Source organism: Streptomyces sp. NPDC090741 (genome assembly GCF_044769045.1).
Classification (GTDB): Bacteria; Actinomycetota; Actinomycetes; order Streptomycetales; family Streptomycetaceae; genus Streptomyces.
The window spans coordinates 142,424-159,345 of the sequence record NZ_JBIVXF010000006.1 but is presented as its reverse complement, the minus strand read 5'-3'; the positions used below and the strand labels follow the sequence as shown (position 1 = coordinate 159,345).

Here is a 16,922-nt window from a genome sequence, read left to right as displayed (position 1 = left end):
CCCGTCCCGACGGTCGGCCCCGGCGGGATTCGGATCCAGGGTCGAGCATGGCGCCCCTCGGGACCGACACCGCGAAGGCGCGCAGTCGGCGTCCATCGGACGCACCGGCGGGCCCCGACACCCACGACGAGACCAAACGCTTCTACGTCGCCGTGACGGAGACAGAACGACCGGTGGCGGTCGCAGTGCTCGACGCGGGCGTCGGGCAGGGCGGCGCGTTCGACGACACGGACCTCGAGGACGCGTTGGAGATCGTGGACCTCAACGTACGCTCCACCGTGAAGCCGGCCAAACGCATGGTGCGGGACCTGGCCTCCGACGGACCCCGGCTGGTCCGCTGTTCGCCCTTCGAGACGACCGGCCTGCTGGGCGCGGCTGCCGCGCGGACGAGGATGCGGCACGTAGTCGAGTTCCTGCACGGCGGCGGGGACGATGGCCGCGGCCACGGTCCGCTTGGCATGGGCCGGCGCATCGTCCGGTCGATCACGTTCGGCAGCTGCTCGGGGACGGTCACCGTCTCACAGAACGGGACATGGCGGACAAGACGCGGTCGATCCCCGTCCCGCCCGTCAGCCGTCCCCCAAACGCCCGCGCGCCCTGCCCGTCCCCCTTGAGAACAACCTGATCGGGCTCGTGGCGCTCCGGCCGGTGTGATCCGCTGATGGGTAGGGCACCCAGGGAGCCCGAACCAGCCCCCGAGGGGATCGGTCCGAGGAGGAGGGCATGACGTGCCCATGAGTGAATCCGATGCGGCGGCGATGACGTCTGCCGGCCCCCGCCCCAGCCCGGGGAAGAGCCGTCGGAGGCCCAGCCGGCTGGACGACGACCTGGGGAAGTCCGACACCGACGACATGCTCGACCAGGGCCGCTCGCCGACCCGATCCTCTCCCGCTCAGCCGTTGCGCTGGTTCGATGCCGGCGAGGCCGAGGACCGACGATGCCCTTGACCCCGCGGGATCCCGAGACGCTCAAGCGATTGATCGCGCGTGAGGTGGATGGGCTGCGTGCTGCCGCCAGTCGCCGTGCGGGCGTTCGGAGCGACGACGCGCCGGTCTCGAAGGCCCCCTCCGCCGTGGCCTGCCCCTGCGGAGGCGCCGAGGGCCGGACGCACGCGTGTGGAGCCGCGGGAGACGGGGACGACCCGTGGGCCTGTGTCTGCGCGACCCTGCCCGCCATTCCGGTGTCTGCGGCCGTGCTCGTGCCGGTCCGGGATGGCGAGGGCCGGACGGTGGATTTCACCGTGCGGGCCGGGAACCACGTCCGCGCGGCCGAGTGGCTGGAGAGCTCCGCGGCCTGTACCGGCCGCAGACTCCTTGAGGTCCAGCCCGGCGCGGCAGCCGGAGGACTGATCGATGCCCTTTCCGAGGTCCTCGACCGAGGGCACGTCCTGGAGTCGTACGCCGTGGACTATACGGAGCAGCGGGCGGACGGGTTGCACCGCACACAGCTGCTCTACGACGCCGCGTCCTGCGGGGGCCACGTGCTGGTCACCTGGCGGCCCGCCCGCAACCGGACGGAGCTGCTCTCACTCGACGCGCAGTACATCGCCTCCATGGGGTGGGGGACGTGGGACCTGTTGTCCGGCAAAGCCACTTGGTCGGAGGGTATGTCCTCCATCTTCCGAACGGAGACCGGGCGGACCCTCTCACTGGCAGAGCTGTGCGACGCCGTTCTGCTGGAGGACGTGTGGCGCTTCGGCAAGCTGCTCACCGGGCTGCTGGACGGGGAGGAGCCGCCGGGTGCGGAGATTCGCTTCAGCGTGGGGGGAGAGGTACTCACCCTGCACCTGGTGGGGCACTCCGTCATCGCCAGGGACGGGCTGCCCTGGGCCCTGCACCTCATCGCCCGGGATCTGAGTGCGCAAGTGCGCAGCCGCCAGAGACTGGCGGTCACCCGGCTGCGCACGGAACGGCTCGCGGAGGAGGCGGCCGCGGAACGCCGTGTGGCTTCGGTGCTCCGTGAGGCACTTCTGCCCACGCATTCCACGGCGCTCGCCGAGATCGGGCTGGCCGTCGCGGCGGCGTACCTGCCCTCCGAATCCGAGGCGATCGGCGGCGATTGGTACAAGTGCCGCCGGCTGCCCGACGGGCGCGTCCTGGCGGCCATCGGTGATGCATCGGGACACGGCCTCGGCGCCGTCGCCCGCATGGCCCAGCAGCGCCACGCACTCGCCGGCCTTGCGCACGCCCCAGGCACCGACGCGGGGCAGTTGACGACCTGGCTCAACGAGCTGTTGTGCGCCGATCCCAGCGCGGAGACCGCGACGGGGATCATCGGGCACATCGATGCGGAGCGCACGCTGCGCTGGGCGTGTGCGGGCCACCCGGCGCCGCTCCTCCTACGGGACGGACAGGCGTCGGTCCTCGGCACCGAGCACCGGGGACCCCTCTTCGGGCTGATGCCGGGCCACGCATACGCGACGGCGGACGTGCAGCTCCGGCCCGACGACCTGTTGCTCCTGTACACGGACGGCATGGTCGAGCGACGGGGCGAGGACATCACAGTCGGCATCAACGCCCTGCTGGCCGCATTCGAAACCTGCGGCGGGCTCGCCGCCCAGGAGGCTCTCGATCGCATCATGAGCCGCTACGCGGTCGAGGACCACGAGGACGACACCTGCCTCTTCGTTCTGAGTTTGGAGTGACAGCGCCGACCCGGGCAGGCGAGCACGGCCGGCTTCACCCTCGCCGGCAGCGACCTTTCACGACAGGCTCAGTACGAAGCCGCTGCGGGGCGCGGAGGGCATGCGGGTCAGGGGGATGGTGAGGTCCTGGTCGGGGACGTCGTAGTCGAGCCGTGCGAGTTCGGCGGTGATTGCCGACAGGGCCGTCACGGTGATGTCTTCGCCGGGGCAGCGGTGGCCGCGGGCGGCGTCGCCGCCGCCCTGGGGGATCAGGTTGGCGAGCGGGTTGTCCGCGCCGTTCGGGCTGGTGAAGCGGTGCGGGTCGAAGTGGTAGGGGTGGTCCCACAGGGCCGGGTCGTGATTCTGCCCGTAGAGGTCCAGCAGGATCAGGGTGTCCTTGCGGATGTCTTCGCCCCGCCAGGTCAGGTCGCGGGTGGCGAGGCCGCCGACGAAGGGGGCGAAGGGGTAGAAGCGCCGCACCTCGTGAGCGAACGCTTCGGCGTAGGTGCCCTCGGGATCCGAACGCAGGAGTTCACGGTGGTGGGGCCACCGGTGCAGCGCGTGGGCGGCGAACGCGACGAACCAGGCGATGGCGATCGTGGGCCGGATGATGTTCAGCAGTTCCACCGCTGCGGTGTGCGGGTCCAGGAGGGCGCCGTCCACGTCGCGGTGCCAGGCCACCGTCTCCAGGGCGGAAGCCTTGGTGTCGGGCTCCTGGGTGCCGCGGACCCGAGTGACCAGCATGGCGAGGACCTTCTCCTGGCGGGCCCGGGCGCGGCGTGCGCGCAGGTGCCGGGGCCAGGGCGTGGCGAACCCGTCGACCATGGCCGTGCAGTCGCCTGCCATCCGGGAGGCCTCCGCGTCGGACAGCGGGAGCCCCGCCCAGTCGCCCACGGCCAGGGCGAGGACTCTGGCGGTCTCGTCGAAGAGCACCACCCGGCCCCGCTGCCATCCGGTCACCGCTTCGCGCCACCGCCAGCTGACGTGGCCGCCGAGCGTGGCGACGCCCTTCTCGTCCTTGAGGAGGGCGATGAACATCGCCTTGCGGACCCGGTGGGCCTCAGCGTCCAGGGTGTGGACGGCGCCCTGTCCGAACAGGGTGTCGAGGACGGGATCCGGGAGGGCCGCAGAGCGTAGGACGTGGCGTTCGTCGTAGAAGAAGTCGGCGGCTGCCGGGCCCCGCAGGGCGATCGTCGGCCTGCCCAGCAGACGAGTCCTGAACGTGCCGTCCGAAGCGGTGCGCATCCGGTCGGGCAGCCAGGCGTAGCCGCGGGTCAGGAGACTGAGCGTGCTGTCACTGAAAGAGGACATGAAACTCGCGTACCCGGTTCGTTGTCCCGCACACGCCCCTCGGCCTGTCGCCACCCGGCTCGCCCCGGCCCTTCACCCTCACGCGCCGCGGCGAGCCCGAGGCCGGTCTCGGCCAGGGTTCTTCGCGGGCCGGCTGTGCGCTGGCTGGTCGCGTTGCGGCGGGATGGGGCGCCGCCGTCCCGGCGTGTGCGGTTGATGGCCGAAGCCCTTCAGGTGAAGGAGCGAACGGTATGGCGGTGCCTGGCTGCTGGCGAGCGTGACGAGAGTGCGGCTGAACGTTCGGGCGGGCGGGCCAGTCCCGTGACCGGTTCACGGTTACCCCGAGATCTGTGCCTTGTCGCGTTCAAGCGTGTTTACCCAGCGCTACCGCCATTGGCGGTGGTAGCGCGAAGACATCGCCGCACTGGGCGGCGTCCTTCGTGTCAGGCCGGGGGCGAAGCCGCTTCTCTTTCATGATCATCAGGCGCAGAATGTTCTGCATGACGACGACACGGGTGATCACACAGCAGGCTCTCGGCGGCTCCGATGTGCTGGAACTTGCCGAGATACCTCTTCCCTCGCCTGGCCCGGGCGAGGTCCTGGTGCGCGTACGGGCCACCGGTATGAACCCTGCGGACTGGAAGGTCCGTATCGGCAAGGTGGACTTCTTCGGCCCGCCGCCGTTCGTGCTCGGCCACGAGTTCAGCGGCGTGGTGGAGGGTATCGGCGAGGGCGCCACCCGCTTCGCGGTGGGCGAGGAGGTCTACGGCTGGACCGTCCCGCCGTATGGCAGCCATGCCGACCACGTGGTGGTGACCGAAGACCGGATCGCGCCAAAGCCGCGCACCCTCGACCACGTCGGCTCCGCGGCGCTGCCGATCTCCGGCTTCACCGCCTACCAGGCCCTGGTCACCCTCTCCGACGTACAGCCCGGCCAGCGGGTGCTGATCCACGGCGCGGCCGGGGGCGTCGGCCACATCGCCGTGCAGATCGCCAAGTCCCGGGGCGCGTACGTCATCGGCACGGCCCGCGCAGCCAAGCACGACTACCTGCGCGGACTCGGCGCTGACGAGCTGATCGACTACACGGTGGAGGACTTCTCGGCCCTGCGCGGCATCGACGCGGTCCTGGACACCGTCAGCAACGACTACGGCCCGCGTTCCCTGCCCACTCTCAAGCCGGGCGGCATCCTGGTCGACGTCGTCGGCGTCGGCGTGGACCGCACCGAGGTGACGGCCCGGGCCGCCGAACTCGGCATACGATTCGTGGAGTTCTTCCTGGAACCCACCCCCGCCGTGCTGACCGCGTTCGCCGAACTCGTCGACACCCATGGCCTAAACCCCACGATCGCCGACGCCCTCCCGCTCACCGAGGCCGCGAAGGCCCACGAGCTCAGCGAAACCGGCCGGGTCCAGGGCAAGATCGTCCTCGTGCCGTAGTACCGAAGTCCTGGATCCATCAGGTCGAGAAGGTGGGTGCCCCGACCCCGGCTGAACTCACCGGGCCAGGTGCCCGGCCCTCGCTTGTCCATGGCGTCGGCCCCGACCAGCCGCATCCGGGCGGGGCCGACGCCGTCCGGAGTCGGGCCGCCCGCAGCCCCACGGTGTCACGAAGCCCTCGCCGACGCCGGCGTGAAGTGCTGGGCCGACAAGGCGTACCAGGGCGCCGACGGCACTGTACGCGCCCCCTACCGCGGTTCGGCGGGAAACCTCACCGCAGACCAGCGCGCCGTCAACGTCTCCCACGCCCACATCCGACCTATTTGCGTGTCAAGGGAATCGCGACCGACGAGGTCACCGTTTCGATCAAGCGGACACTGCCCTGCGAGGTAGGCCGTGCGGCCGCCTCCACCACGGTGACGTGGTGCAGGCCAGGCGTTCGATGCAACTGCTCGGGCACCTGGTTCGCGAAGTCCCAGCGTCTCCATCGCGTCGACCGCCACCACCTCGCCGAATGGGCCGGCGGATCCCGACCCCTGTTGGAACTCCTGCACGCACTGGCTCCAACCGTTCGTCCGGCCGTGCGGCGACTGCCGTAGGCGTGCTGACCTGTGGCGGAGCGGCATGTTGGTGGGGTTGTGGACGGCGCTGGACGGCGCTGGACTCAACCACAACTGCAACCGACATCGCCGAACTCGCCCTATCGGAGGAGGAGCCTGGCGACCTGCCGCGCCACGCCCTCCGGGTCGACGTCCGGCGGTAGCGGTAGCGTGCCACTGCGCCGCAGTGCTGTGAAGCCATGAACCAGCGACCAGGCCGCCAGCGTCGGCGGCCCGTCGGGCGAGGGTGCTGGCACTCTCTTTGCGGCAGGGACCGGATCGCTGTGGAAGGCGTGCTGCTCGCCGCCGTTGGCGCCGTGCCTTGAGCAGGGCGGCGAGGACGAGGTAGGGGCAGGGGCCGGCGGCGTATGCCGCCGCCGTTCCGCACTCGGGCCCCGGAGCGGCCCAGACGGCCCCGGACGGGCCCCTCGGATGGATGACATGCCGCGCAGCCCACGGCGGGGCTCCTCTGGTCGGGCCGACCATAGATGGAGGGTGACCGGGCGGGAGGCCCCGGAGATGGTGTTGCGACCGCCGGTTGAGCCGATGCTGGCGCAGGCCGCGGAGCCGCTGCCTGGCCCGGCCGCACTGCGCGCAGGCGTTGGTTGCTTATGAGCAGAAGTTCGACGGCTCTCCAGGCACTTTGAGCTGTCTCATCCGGTTCGGCAGACACCTTGAGACATCTCGACGGAGGTGAGTCTTGTGGCTCTGTTCACGAGAACGAGCAGCACCTGTAAGCCTCTTGGGGGTCGGTCTGCGCTGACAGGCGATTCGAAATGTTCACGGGAACGGACAGCGCGGCTGTAGTTGTTTCTGAACCTGAGGTGCGACTGATCAATTTCTTGTGTGACCTTCAGGGTCGGCTGCGATGGCGAGACCAGAGAGCGAAGCGTCGAGCCTGACGAACCCGGCTGCGGCCGTCGTCGGGGACCGGGCCTTTGGCGCCCGGACGGCTGCTCCAACAGACGTGGCGCGGAATCTCGGCGTTCTTGCAGTGCGGCGCGGATCGCGGTCTCGGCGCGTGCCCCTCGTTGACCGCCGGCTTCCAGTAGGTCATCCGGGTGGGTGAGCCGTTTCCGGACTGTTGTCTTCCGCACGTCGGTCGCCTGTCTTGCCTGCGCCGACGGACCGTTAGGACGCATGAGCGACGCATCAGTGCTGAGTGGGGCACCGGAGGACGGCGATGCAACCTCATGGTGACTGAAAGTATCCATAGGAGCGCACACCGTCACTCATCGAGGTGTGGCGCAGGTGGACTGCGGCGATCCTCACAACACACCGGTCAGTGCGAACTCCGGTCAAATCAGGACCCCTTCACACCGAGGAGCTGCCATGAGTACGCCGCCGCAGAATTCCTTCCGTATCACCAGCGCCCCGAACATCTCCTACGCGAAGTGGGACGCCGAACGCTTCGAGACCACCAGCACCAGTTGGACCGACGTTCCGGGCGCATCGATCAACCTGAGCCTGGGGCAGGGAGCCCCCTCGTACGGCGCGCTCTTCGTGGCCACCTTCTCCGCGGAGGCCCTCTCCTCCGACCAGGGCGGCGACGGGCAGGGCGTGCTGTACGCGACCGTCTTCTTCGGCGACCAGCAGGCCGAGCCGCTCAGCAACAACCACCGCTTCATCACCGCCCGCGGCAACCCGGAATGGTCCAGCCATACCCTCATCCGCGTGGTCCGATTCGAACCCGAATTCGCCGAACGGAAGGTCAACGCCCAGGTCAAGCTCCACGTCAGCGACAGGGATATGGGCGGCGTGCAGAACTGGGTACTGAAGATCGAGCGCTACAACCTCTGACCGCTCGCACGGGGCGGCCGGAGCACCGCCGCTCACCCAGCCGATGCGATGGGGTTCGAGTCGAAAGGGATTCGATCCCGCGATGGGCGCTGGAGGGGTTCCGGTAGCGCTACCTGCGCAGACGCCCCGATGGTGCGCCTGTCTCCTGAACGCGACTGGTCGGCGCGGTATCTGACACACCCGCTTCTAGGAGGCTGGCCGCCAGCTTCGGCCGGGAGCCTCCCACGGCCGCCGTCCGTCCGAGCTCCCGATCGGCCTGACACGCGCCCCATGCCCCGCTGTCGTACCTCGGCGGCGGGGCATCACCTTATGCGTCACCGATTGAGCACGCACGATCTGACGGAGTGCTGCTGCTTCTCGTGAACATCGAACACGATCCCCAGAGCGCGCCTCCCAACCCCGTGAACAGCCGCTGTAGCAACTCGTGAACAAAGCCAGTCTTGGGAGCTGCCTTTCAATGCCTGCCCGCGTTCAGCTGCGGGATCAGCAACTTGATGTCGTCGGCGGGCCAGGAACGGGGCCGGGGGGCGCATGAAGACGGCGAGCGGCAAGGCCGTACTCTGCAGACGGCAAGACAGTCGCTGCTGATGCGACGTAGCCGTCCGTTGCATGTCGGCTACCCAGTTCCATCAGATGCCCGACGAACGACCAGGAGGTTGACCGGTGATCACTCTGACCGCAGTCGGAGGAGTGGCCCTGGTCGAACTGGGCATGGCCCTGACTCCGGGACCGAACATGATTCACCTCGCCTCTCGCGCGATCACCCAAGGCCGCAGGGCGGGCCTGGTCAGCCTCAGTGGAACCGCCGTGGGATTCGTGTGCTATCTGCTGGCCGCGGCTGCGGGCCTGTCGGCGTTGTTCGCTGCCGTGCCGGTGGCGTTCATGGCGGTCAAACTTGCTGGAGCCGCCTACCTGGCCTACCTCGCTTGGGGCATGCTCAAGCCCGGTGGCCGCTCGCCCTTCGCCCCGGCCCAGGACCTGGCTCCGGTCTCTGACGCCCGCCTGTTCTCGATGGGGCTGCTGACGAACCTGCTCAACCCCAAGATCGCTCTCATGTATGCCGCCCTACTGCCCCAGTTCTTGGACCCGCAGGCAGGTTCGGCCTGGGGGCAACTGCTCCAGCTCGGTGGGGTGCAGATCATCGTGGGGATCTCGGTGAACGCTCTGATCATGTTGGGCGCAGCGCGGGTGTCGGGGTTTCTGACCGCCCGGCCCCGTGCCATGACTGCCCAGCGGTTCACGGCGGGTGGCCTGCTCGGCGCCTTCGCGCTGCGCACCGCGCTGTCCCGCACTCCTGTCTCCACCTGAACTCCGCCCGCGTCACCGTGACGCCAGACCAGGGCCCAGCCGCTCGCTCCCCCCGGGGGCCGTCTTGTCGGTGGCCGCGTGTCTCACGAGACACGTCAAAGTCTGGAGAACGGCGAGGAGGAGGGAGCGGAAGACGATGAGCCACCACCACGGGACGGCGTGGTCGAAGGTCTGTTCGTTGGAGCATCAGGTGAAGGGGCCGATCGTAGCGGGTGGGGTCACCGGAGTGCCCGCGGATGTTCCGGGCGGCGCCGTGAGCGGAACGCGCTTACGCTAGGGGAGAAGGCGTCCGTCTGCTCGGCACCGTGCGGCCACGCACGAGTATCCGGGGTGATCGATGAGCAGCAAGCGCAGAGCGGGCCCGCGATCGCGCAGGGGAATCGGCACGATCGCCGCCGCGGCCACGATCGCAACGGCATGCCTGGTGTCCGGGTATGCGGAATCCGCCGCCGCGCCCGCGGCCGGTTCCTGCTCGACCTCGCTGCCTGACAGCTTCTGGCGTGCGCCGGTAGACGGGCTTCCCGTGCACCCGAAGTCCGCCCAGTACGTCTCCTCGATCGGCGCTTCGGAGCCCCTGCACCCGGACTTCGGGTCGGGGCTCATCGACGGCCGACCGTTCGGCATCCCGATCACCGTCACGGACGCGGCGGTGCCGGAGTCGAAGGTCACCCTGGACAACGCCGAGGAGAGCGAGACTTCCGGGTACCGGATTCCGCAGGACGCCCGGGTCGAGAACGGGCCGGCCAGCGACGGCGACCGGCACGTCATCGTCTGGGACCGCGGCCTGTGCAAGTCGTACGAGCTCTGGAACGCACAGCGCGAGAGCGGCAACGCCTGGCACGCCGGGTCGGGCGCGGTCTTCGATCTGCGGAGCAATGCGCTGCGGCCCGACGGGTGGACGTCGGCCGATGCCGCGGGCCTCGCTGTCCTCCCCGGCCTGGTTCGCCGCGACGAAGCGGCGGCCGGGCACATCGACCATGCGATCCGGATCACCGTGCCTCGCTCGGATCAGAGCTACGTCTGGCCCGCCCGGCACCAGGCCGGCTCTGCGGCGGACGCGTCGCTGCCTCCGATGGGACTGCGGCTGCGGCTCAAGAGCACCGTGGACACCTCGAAGCTCGCCCCGCAGGCGAAGGCCGTCGCCGAGGCGCTCAAGAAGTACGGCGCCATCGTCGCGGACAACGGCTCTGCCTGGTACATCTCGGGGGAGGAGAACCCCGGCTGGAACAACTCCCAGCTCGACGGGCTCAAGAAGATCAAGGGGTCGGACTTCGAAGCGGTCGACACCTCCGGCCTCCAACGGTCCCCCGACTCGGGAGCCGTCGCACCACGGTGATCGTGGATGCCGTCGGCCGTCCCGGCCCCGGCAGCCCCGGATCCCGCGAAGACCGTCGCGTAAATGGTCACCGGCCCCCTCGCCGTGCCACGGGGGCCAGGCACGGGGTTCGTCGTGGAGCGCACCTGGAGGCGTCGATGCTGGCGTTGTTGCAGCCGTTTCGTGGCGGGATCGGCGCTCTGGCGGGGGTGCGCGGGTGGTGGTTAGGGTCCGGGCGTGGTCAATTCCTATACCGGGCTTTCGCGGCACTACGACCTGATCATGACGTCGGGTTACTACGACTACGACGACTACGCGCGCACGCTTGCTTCGGTCCTCAAGGGCCGGCGGGAGGTCTTGGAGCTGGGTGTCGGTACGGGCTTGGTCTGCGAGCGGCTGCTCGCCCTGGGAGAGCCGCCCGGCCTCAGTCTCACGGGGATCGATCACACCGAGGAAATGCTGGTCCAGGCCCGGCGGCGCCTGGCCGGCAGCGTCCGGCTCGTGCGGCAGGACGTCCTGCAGATGGCAATCCCGCCCACCTTCGACGCGGCCTTTTCCGTCGGCGGGATCTGGTTCTACATCCACGACCAGCACGCAGTCGAAGACGTCTTCTGCAGTCACCTCCTGAACGAAGAGGACAACGTACTGGCGCTGCGCAATCTGCACGCGGCGATGAAGCCGGGCGGCCTGCTGGCCCTGGCCTCCCAGGGCCCCCACCACAGCTACGAACGTGACCTGCCCGGCGGCCTGGTCTATGCCCAGGACGTGCGTGCCGCGGCCGGTGACCGGTTCGTGAAGGACTACTACGTCAGGTCTCACGACGAGGTGGTGGCCCATCAGCGTTGCGAGTTCCGCCTGTTCGCACGGGAGCAGGCCACCCGGCTGCTGGAGCACTGCGGGTTCCGCTTCGAGGGCACCGCCGCAGACGGCCTGTTCCGCCTCTACGCCCGGCTGCCGTGAACCGGCCGGGGGCTGCCGGGGCGCCGGCATGATCGGTGAGGTGGGCCTGTCCGAGGGTTGTGACGGCACCGGGTGAAGGGCGCACTGGCCAAGGCTGTGGCGCTCTCAGGCTGGTGGTGGGGGCAGTACGAGGATGTGGTCGTTCTGGGTTTCGGTGGTGAAGCCCGCGGTATGGAGTGCGGCGGCCAGGGCGAGACCGGTGGCGTGGTGCAGTCCGGCCAGCTCCGTACGGGACTGGTCAGGGGTGTTGGTGCCGCTGGTGCGGGCGTGCAACTCGTCGATCTCTTCGGGCATCCAGCCCACCATGACGCCGCGGGCGTGGCGGACCAGATGCACGCCCTCCCCGCCTTCGCTGCCTGGGTCGAAGCCCGCTTCGCGGAGGGCGGTGCGTACCGCGTCCAGGAGGTGCGTCTCGTGATCATCCACAGTTCGCACTGTAGAGGGTCGGTCAGGGCGGTGCGTTGTCCGTGGCGCTGCCCGGGTCCCGCGTGTGTGGACTCTCTTGTCGCCCTGCCACCCTGACATGCCGGGGCCCGGGCTGCGCGCCGGCACGGGGAGGGGTGTGCCGGGCGGGTGACACGCTCACACTTGCGGCTGTGCGGGGGCGCGCCGGGCATCGGCTCACCTGAGGATGGGGATTCCCGCAATTCGCGTTGTGCCTCGTCGAATGGAGCCGTTCATGTTGGAGCGCAGGTCGCGCAGGGATGGTACCGAGGTGACGTTCGTTCTGCCGGGGGAGGATCCGCCGGGGCCGGTGAGCGTGGTGGGGGACTTCAATGACTGGCGGCCCGGCGTCCACACGCTCCAGCCGCGAAACGACGGCAAGCGGGCGGTCACGGTCGCACTGCCCGGCGAGACCACCCACTCCTTCCGTTACCTGGCGGCGGGCGACTACTGGTTCAACGAAGAGAGCACCGAGGACCGCGACGGCGCCAACAACTACCTCCGCACCTGACCTGACGCCCGCCGAGAGCCAGGGCCTGCCCGCGAGCTGGTGTGTCGGGCAGGGCCGGCACCCTACGCGCGGTTCTACGGTGCGCTCATGCCCGACAAGCTCCCGGCCCGCATCCGGTCCGCTGTGCTGGCCCGGCTGCGCACCGGCGAGGCCGTGCAGGCGGTGGCGCAAGATCTGGCGGTGCTGGTCCGGGAGGTGTTCCGCGCGGCCCGCACGGATGCGGGGCCGGCGCTCGCGCTGGCCGGCATGGACCCCGACAGTGCCGAAGCAGTGGGCGTTGTCGGCCGCGCGGACCACTTGCGGCTGCTGGCTTGCGTGCATCTCCCAGTCTGGCGTCCCAGATCGTGTTCGACGGTCACCGAAGCCGGACTCACGCATCACCCAGCCCGAGCGGAGCCTGGCCAGAACTTTTCCGGTTTCCGTATGCGGTCCAGAACATGTCGAGCAGGCCGTCGATGGCGTATGCGTCGAGGGGGAGGTCGGTGACGAGCCAGCGGTAGTAAAGGGCCCCGCTGAGTACCTCCGCGGGGTAGGTGAGGTCGGCGTCCGGGTCGAGTTCGCCGGTCTGCTGGGCGAGGGTGATGCGGTTGAGCGTGCTCTGCTCCACGGTGGTCAGGAATCGCTCGTGCAGGGTCGCCCGGAGGGCCGGGTCGGCCTGTGCCTCGGCGATGACCGCGCGGTAGAGGGGGCCGAGCGGCAGGGTGGAGAGGGCGGTCACCGACCGCTGGAACTGTTCGCGCAGGTCGGCGCGGACGTCACCGGTGTCAAGGTAGTCCAGGCCTGTGGTCCACACGCGGTTGAGCGCATCGAGGAGCAGCGCCGATTTGGAGGGCCAGCGCCGGTAGATCGTGTGCTTCCCGACGCCGGCTCGGCGGGCGAGGGCCTCGATGCTCAGGGCCGCATAGCCGACTTCGGCCGCCAGATCGAGGGTCGTTTGGAGCAGCTCGTCGGTGCGTGCGGCCCCCCGGCGTCGAGGTAGAGCCTGCTCATCGTTCATGCCACCGATTCTATCGGCACAGCCTGTGCCGTTGACATGGTTTGAATGAGTGGACAGGATGAGGCCAAGATCTGAACGGCACGGGCCGTGCCGATATCGCCTTGGTCGAGCACGCGCCCGCAGCCTTGCTGCGCGCCCGCACTCGGCAGCGCACGCCCCCATCACTGGTCGAAAGCAGGATGTGTGCGCACGCTCACCTATTACGTCGGCACCACCCTGGACGGCTTCATCGCCGGCCCGGAGGGCCAGTTCGACTTCTTCCCCTTCGAAGGGGACCTCGCGGCTGCGCTGGTGGCTGAGTACCCGGAGACCATCCCAGTCCACGGCCGGGGCCCGCTGGGCCTCGACGGGGTCGCCAACAAGCGCTTCGACACGGTCCTGATGGGCCGTGTCACCTACGAGCCGGGTCTCGCCGTCGGCGTGACCAGCCCCTACCCGCACCTGCGCCAGTACGTCTTCTCCCGTACCCTCGCGCCGCTCGATCCGGAGGTGGAGGTCATCTCCACGGACCCCGTGGAGTTCGTCCGCGGCCTCAAGCAGCAGGACGGGGCCGGTATTTGGCTGTGCGGAGGAGCCGACCTCGCCGGACAACTGCTCGGCGAGATCGACGAGCTGTTCGTCAAGCGCTATCCGGTCGTCATCGGCTCCGGAATCCCGCTCTTCAAATCCCCCTTCCTCCCGGTCGGGTTCACCCTGACCGACTCCCGCGTCTTCGACACCGGCGCCAGCATCACCACCTTCACCACCACATCCGCCGCCCCCGCCCCCGCCGCCGTTCGGAAGTGAGTACCCGCATGCTGCTGCGTCCCACGACCCCCGCCGACCTCGACCGCGTAACCGCCGTCACGGTGACCGAACCCGTCGGCTGGATCCCCGCCGACCGCTACCTCGACGAACTGCGCGAGAACATGTACCGCCCCGAATGGACCTGGATCGCCGAGGACGACGCCGGCCGGATCGTGGCCCGCGCCCTGTGGTGGGGCCAGGCAAGCAGCGAGCACCCCGTCGCACTGGACTGCCTGTACGTCGACCCCTCAGTCACCGACCGCGTGGCCGTCGGCGCCGAGCTGATCCGATCCGGTCTGCGCGCATTCACCGAACAGGGCGCGCCCAAGCTCCCGCTCTACAACTTGACACTCCCGCAGGGCTGGCGCGAGGCCCCGGCCGTCGTGGCGGCAGCCGGCTGGAGAGGCGACGCCGCACGGGCCGCCGGGCTCACCGACGCGGTGGAGCGCCTGCGCCTGGAGTGGTCCCCCGACGCCGGGGTGCCCGCCCCCAGCGGACGCCTCACCTTCACCGAGGGCACCGACGAGGAGTTCCTCGACGTCTTCCGGCGAATCGCCGTCGGTAGCCTGGACGGCGAGACGCGCCGCAACCTCGCGCGCATCGGGGCCGAGGCCACCGCTCGCGAGGAGGTGGACTTCTACCTCGGCTGCCCCGGCGAGCGCTCCTGGTGGCGCCTGGCCCGCACCCCTGACGGTCAGCTCGCCGGGCTCGCCCTGCCGTCCGCCACTCCCTACAACCGCAACGTCGGCTACCTCGGCGTCGTCCCCGAACTGCGCGGACACGGCTACGTCGACGAGATCCTCGCCGAGATCACCCGTGTCCAGGTGGAAGCCGGGGCCGAGCTGATCACCGCCACCACGGACACCGACAACGCCCCGATGGCCGCCGCGTTCGCCCGGGCCGGATACCGGATCACCCAGACCCGGATGATCTGGTCCGCACCCGAGCTCACCCCGGCCACCTGAGGCAGGTCCCCGGCCGTCCGGAGAAGCTGCGGGCCGCTGCGGGACTGGCGCTCAGTCCTTCCACGGCGGAGGGGCGCCGGCGCCGGTCCCGCCGGCGCAGGTCGGCTCTCTGCCCGCAGCTTGCCCCGGATATCCCGATTTCGGGGCGGACCTGTGAGGTCATGTCAGGTTCATCGGATGGTTGGTCCGGTCGTGAGGGAAGCAGAGTTGTCTGATGCTGCGTGGACGGTGAGCGAGCCGTTGATACCGCCGGTGGGCCGGGCTCGTGGGCGGTGGGGTGACGGCGGCGAGGGCGCCAAGCACTGGGCGACGTAGATGGGCCGGTCGGTGACGGCGCCATCACGGATCTTCACGTGGATGGCGTCGATGAAGACCACCGGATGGACGGCGTCGAGCGGCCGGTTCTGCCATTGGGCCATGCCATCGAGGACCTTGTCGGTGATCGTGGAGATCGTCTGCCGGGAGACCTCGGCGCCATAGACCTCCGCGAGGTGGGCCTTGTCGACGACGGCGTGATTCCCCAGGGGCTGTGGTCAGGCAATTTCCCAAGGCCTCGCGGGGTCAGACATCATCGAACGGTTCGTCACTCCACCTGAACCAAGCACGAGCGTCACTGATGTGCAGAAGGAACTCCGCGACCGGTCCTGACGGGGCCACCAGCGATAAGGTGCCCGCGATCCGGTCGTAGGAGTCGTCGAACCGCTCGTACTCCTCCGCCTCCATCAGAGCCAGCGACTCGTCGAACCACGGTTCCACCTCTCCGAACGCCGGCGTTGGAACGAAGTGACCGTTCAGCCAGGGAAAGTCGGACTCGTGGATCACGATTTCGCCGAGCAGATCCTCCTGCCGCATCAGTCGCCAGACTTCGCCCTCGAAACCCATCCCGCCAGCTCTCCATCCATGTCCTGGTGTCGCCGGGCAGCCTCTCACGCGGCAAGGTCGGCGCCGGATCGGGTCGAGGCCGCGGACCATCGACGAGTACTTCGAGGTCGAGCGGCCGCTGCTGATGCCGCTGCCGGAAAAGCCCTTCGAGACGGGCCGGCTGATCGGAAAGCGGGTCCGGGTTGTGCATCATGCCCCTCACCAGAGCGGCATGCCTCCTACTCGACGACCTCGATCTCGTCGGCCATGACCCACGGGGGGCCGACCGTGGCCCGTGATCCGCTCGGGTCGTTGGTCTCGTAGACGTCCTTGCCGTCGTGCTTGGCCGCGGAGCCGGTCAGGAGGATGCAGTCGCCCGGCCGGTAGTAGCTGTCTGTTGCGCGGAAGCTCTCGATCTCGTTCCAGGTGCGGACGAAGGACTTGAGGTCGCGGCTCGGCTCCCCATAGATGCGTACCTTCGCCTCGTACTTGCGAGCGCCAGGACCCTTGACCTTGGCGTCGCACTTGGGCAGGCCGGCGGGGATGTCGTCCCCGTCCAGGTAGACCTTGTCCCGGTTCCTGTAGACGGTGTAGAAGCTCTTGTACTCCACCCCGGCCGCGTCCTCCTTCGCGGGTGTCCAGGTGATGTAGTCGAACGGCCTGGGCATGCCGACGTACTGCTTGGACTCGACCTGCTTGGTGAAGTAGCCCTTGACCGCGCCTTCGTGCACGATGCGAGTCAGGCAGTCACCCTTGTTCCACTGCCCGTAGCCCTTCACTTCGGAGCCGTCGAGGCTGTAACTCTGAGCGTGCCGCTCAAGGACGGCACCCGCACACTGCTCATCGTCACGGCGGGTCTGGACCGTGGCGCTCGCGCCCGCCATCGAGGCCGACAGGACAGAGGCGGTCGAGACGGCGATCAGCAAGATTTTCTTGATCATGAATGGTGTAACCAGTGAGCCCACCCTGGGTAACGGCACGTGTGGGAGATCCACTCGCACCGGGTAGCGGACCTGGCCAAGGG

Annotated in this window: 15 protein-coding genes and 2 pseudogenes; 10 read left to right on the top strand and 7 right to left on the bottom strand. The window is 69.2% G+C overall.

Translation table 11 applies throughout. The features are described 5' to 3' along the window. Positions 1-47: 47 nt before the first annotated feature. Positions 48-614 (top strand): hypothetical protein, encoded by a 567-nt coding sequence (locus ACIQU4_RS18350; RefSeq protein WP_403731358.1) that lies wholly within the window; start codon positions 48-50, stop codon positions 612-614. 566 nt (positions 615-1,180) lie between these two features. Next, a complete protein-coding gene (locus ACIQU4_RS18345) occupies positions 1,181-2,644 on the top strand; it encodes a PP2C family protein-serine/threonine phosphatase (protein WP_403731355.1) in 1,464 nt (487 codons plus the stop codon). A gap of 57 nt (positions 2,645-2,701) precedes the next feature. Here ACIQU4_RS18345 and ACIQU4_RS18340 read toward each other — a convergent pair whose 3' ends face one another. After that, positions 2,702-3,934 carry a cytochrome P450 gene (locus ACIQU4_RS18340; RefSeq protein WP_403731352.1) on the bottom strand — a complete coding sequence of 411 codons (1,233 nt, stop codon included), beginning with the start codon at positions 3,932-3,934 and terminating at the stop codon, positions 2,702-2,704. Positions 3,935-4,413: 479 nt separating this feature from the next. Between ACIQU4_RS18340 and ACIQU4_RS18335 the strand changes: the two genes are divergently transcribed. After that, a complete protein-coding gene (locus tag ACIQU4_RS18335) occupies positions 4,414-5,352 on the top strand; it encodes an NADP-dependent oxidoreductase (protein ID WP_403731349.1) in 939 nt (312 codons plus the stop codon). Between the two features lie 287 nt (positions 5,353-5,639). Here the strand turns inward: ACIQU4_RS18335 and ACIQU4_RS18330 are convergent. Continuing rightward, a pseudogene (locus ACIQU4_RS18330) lies at positions 5,640-5,812 on the bottom strand (RidA family protein); the annotation flags it as partial. Between the two features lie 1,471 nt (positions 5,813-7,283). Here ACIQU4_RS18330 and ACIQU4_RS18325 point away from each other — a divergent pair. From ACIQU4_RS18325 to ACIQU4_RS18310, 4 genes are all read left to right on the top strand, one after another. After that, positions 7,284-7,751, top strand: a complete 468-nt coding sequence (locus ACIQU4_RS18325; RefSeq protein WP_403731347.1) for a hypothetical protein — start codon at positions 7,284-7,286, stop codon at positions 7,749-7,751. Positions 7,752-8,414: 663 nt separating this feature from the next. Next, on the top strand, positions 8,415-9,059 hold the full coding sequence (locus ACIQU4_RS18320) for a LysE family translocator (RefSeq protein WP_403731344.1): 645 nt from the start codon (positions 8,415-8,417) through the stop codon (positions 9,057-9,059). Between the two features lie 337 nt (positions 9,060-9,396). Beyond that, complete coding sequence (locus tag ACIQU4_RS18315) at positions 9,397-10,395, top strand: hypothetical protein (RefSeq protein WP_403731341.1); 999 nt, start codon at positions 9,397-9,399, stop codon at positions 10,393-10,395. A 216-nt stretch (positions 10,396-10,611) separates the two neighbouring features. Beyond that, entirely contained in the window at positions 10,612-11,334 is a 723-nt protein-coding gene (locus ACIQU4_RS18310; RefSeq protein WP_403731338.1) for a class I SAM-dependent methyltransferase, read from the top strand. A gap of 105 nt (positions 11,335-11,439) precedes the next feature. Here ACIQU4_RS18310 and ACIQU4_RS18305 read toward each other — a convergent pair whose 3' ends face one another. Further along, positions 11,440-11,760: a hypothetical protein gene (locus tag ACIQU4_RS18305; protein WP_403731335.1), complete on the bottom strand. Its 321-nt coding sequence runs from the start codon at positions 11,758-11,760 to the stop codon at positions 11,440-11,442. Positions 11,761-12,049: 289 nt separating this feature from the next. Here ACIQU4_RS18305 and ACIQU4_RS18300 point away from each other — a divergent pair, with 289 nt between their 5' ends. Beyond that, a complete protein-coding gene (locus ACIQU4_RS18300) occupies positions 12,050-12,289 on the top strand; it encodes a hypothetical protein (protein WP_403731088.1) in 240 nt (79 codons plus the stop codon). Between the two features lie 370 nt (positions 12,290-12,659). On the opposite strand, the gene ACIQU4_RS18295 is transcribed toward ACIQU4_RS18300, so the two are convergent. Beyond that, positions 12,660-13,286 carry a TetR/AcrR family transcriptional regulator gene (locus ACIQU4_RS18295; RefSeq protein ID WP_403731332.1) on the bottom strand — a complete coding sequence of 209 codons (627 nt, stop codon included), beginning with the start codon at positions 13,284-13,286 and terminating at the stop codon, positions 12,660-12,662. A gap of 183 nt (positions 13,287-13,469) precedes the next feature. On the opposite strand from ACIQU4_RS18295, the gene ACIQU4_RS18290 reads away from it, so the two are divergent. Then, on the top strand, positions 13,470-14,072 hold the full coding sequence (locus ACIQU4_RS18290; RefSeq protein ID WP_403731329.1) for a dihydrofolate reductase family protein: 603 nt from the start codon (positions 13,470-13,472) through the stop codon (positions 14,070-14,072). Between the two features lie 8 nt (positions 14,073-14,080). Then, the gene (locus ACIQU4_RS18285) at positions 14,081-15,037 is read left to right on the top strand and encodes a GNAT family N-acetyltransferase (RefSeq protein ID WP_403731326.1); all 957 of its coding nucleotides are present in this window, start codon (positions 14,081-14,083) and stop codon (positions 15,035-15,037) included. Positions 15,038-15,342: 305 nt separating this feature from the next. Here ACIQU4_RS18285 and ACIQU4_RS18280 read toward each other — a convergent pair. The 3 genes and pseudogenes from ACIQU4_RS18280 to ACIQU4_RS18270 all read right to left on the bottom strand — a co-directional run. After that, positions 15,343-15,534: pseudogene (locus ACIQU4_RS18280) on the bottom strand (transposase); the annotation flags it as partial. 64 nt (positions 15,535-15,598) lie between these two features. Beyond that, complete coding sequence (locus tag ACIQU4_RS18275; protein WP_403731323.1) at positions 15,599-15,919, bottom strand: hypothetical protein; 321 nt, start codon at positions 15,917-15,919, stop codon at positions 15,599-15,601. Positions 15,920-16,137: 218 nt separating this feature from the next. Continuing rightward, positions 16,138-16,839 (bottom strand): hypothetical protein, encoded by a 702-nt coding sequence (locus tag ACIQU4_RS18270; protein WP_403731320.1) that lies wholly within the window; start codon positions 16,837-16,839, stop codon positions 16,138-16,140. Between the last annotated feature and the right edge of the window lie 83 nt (positions 16,840-16,922).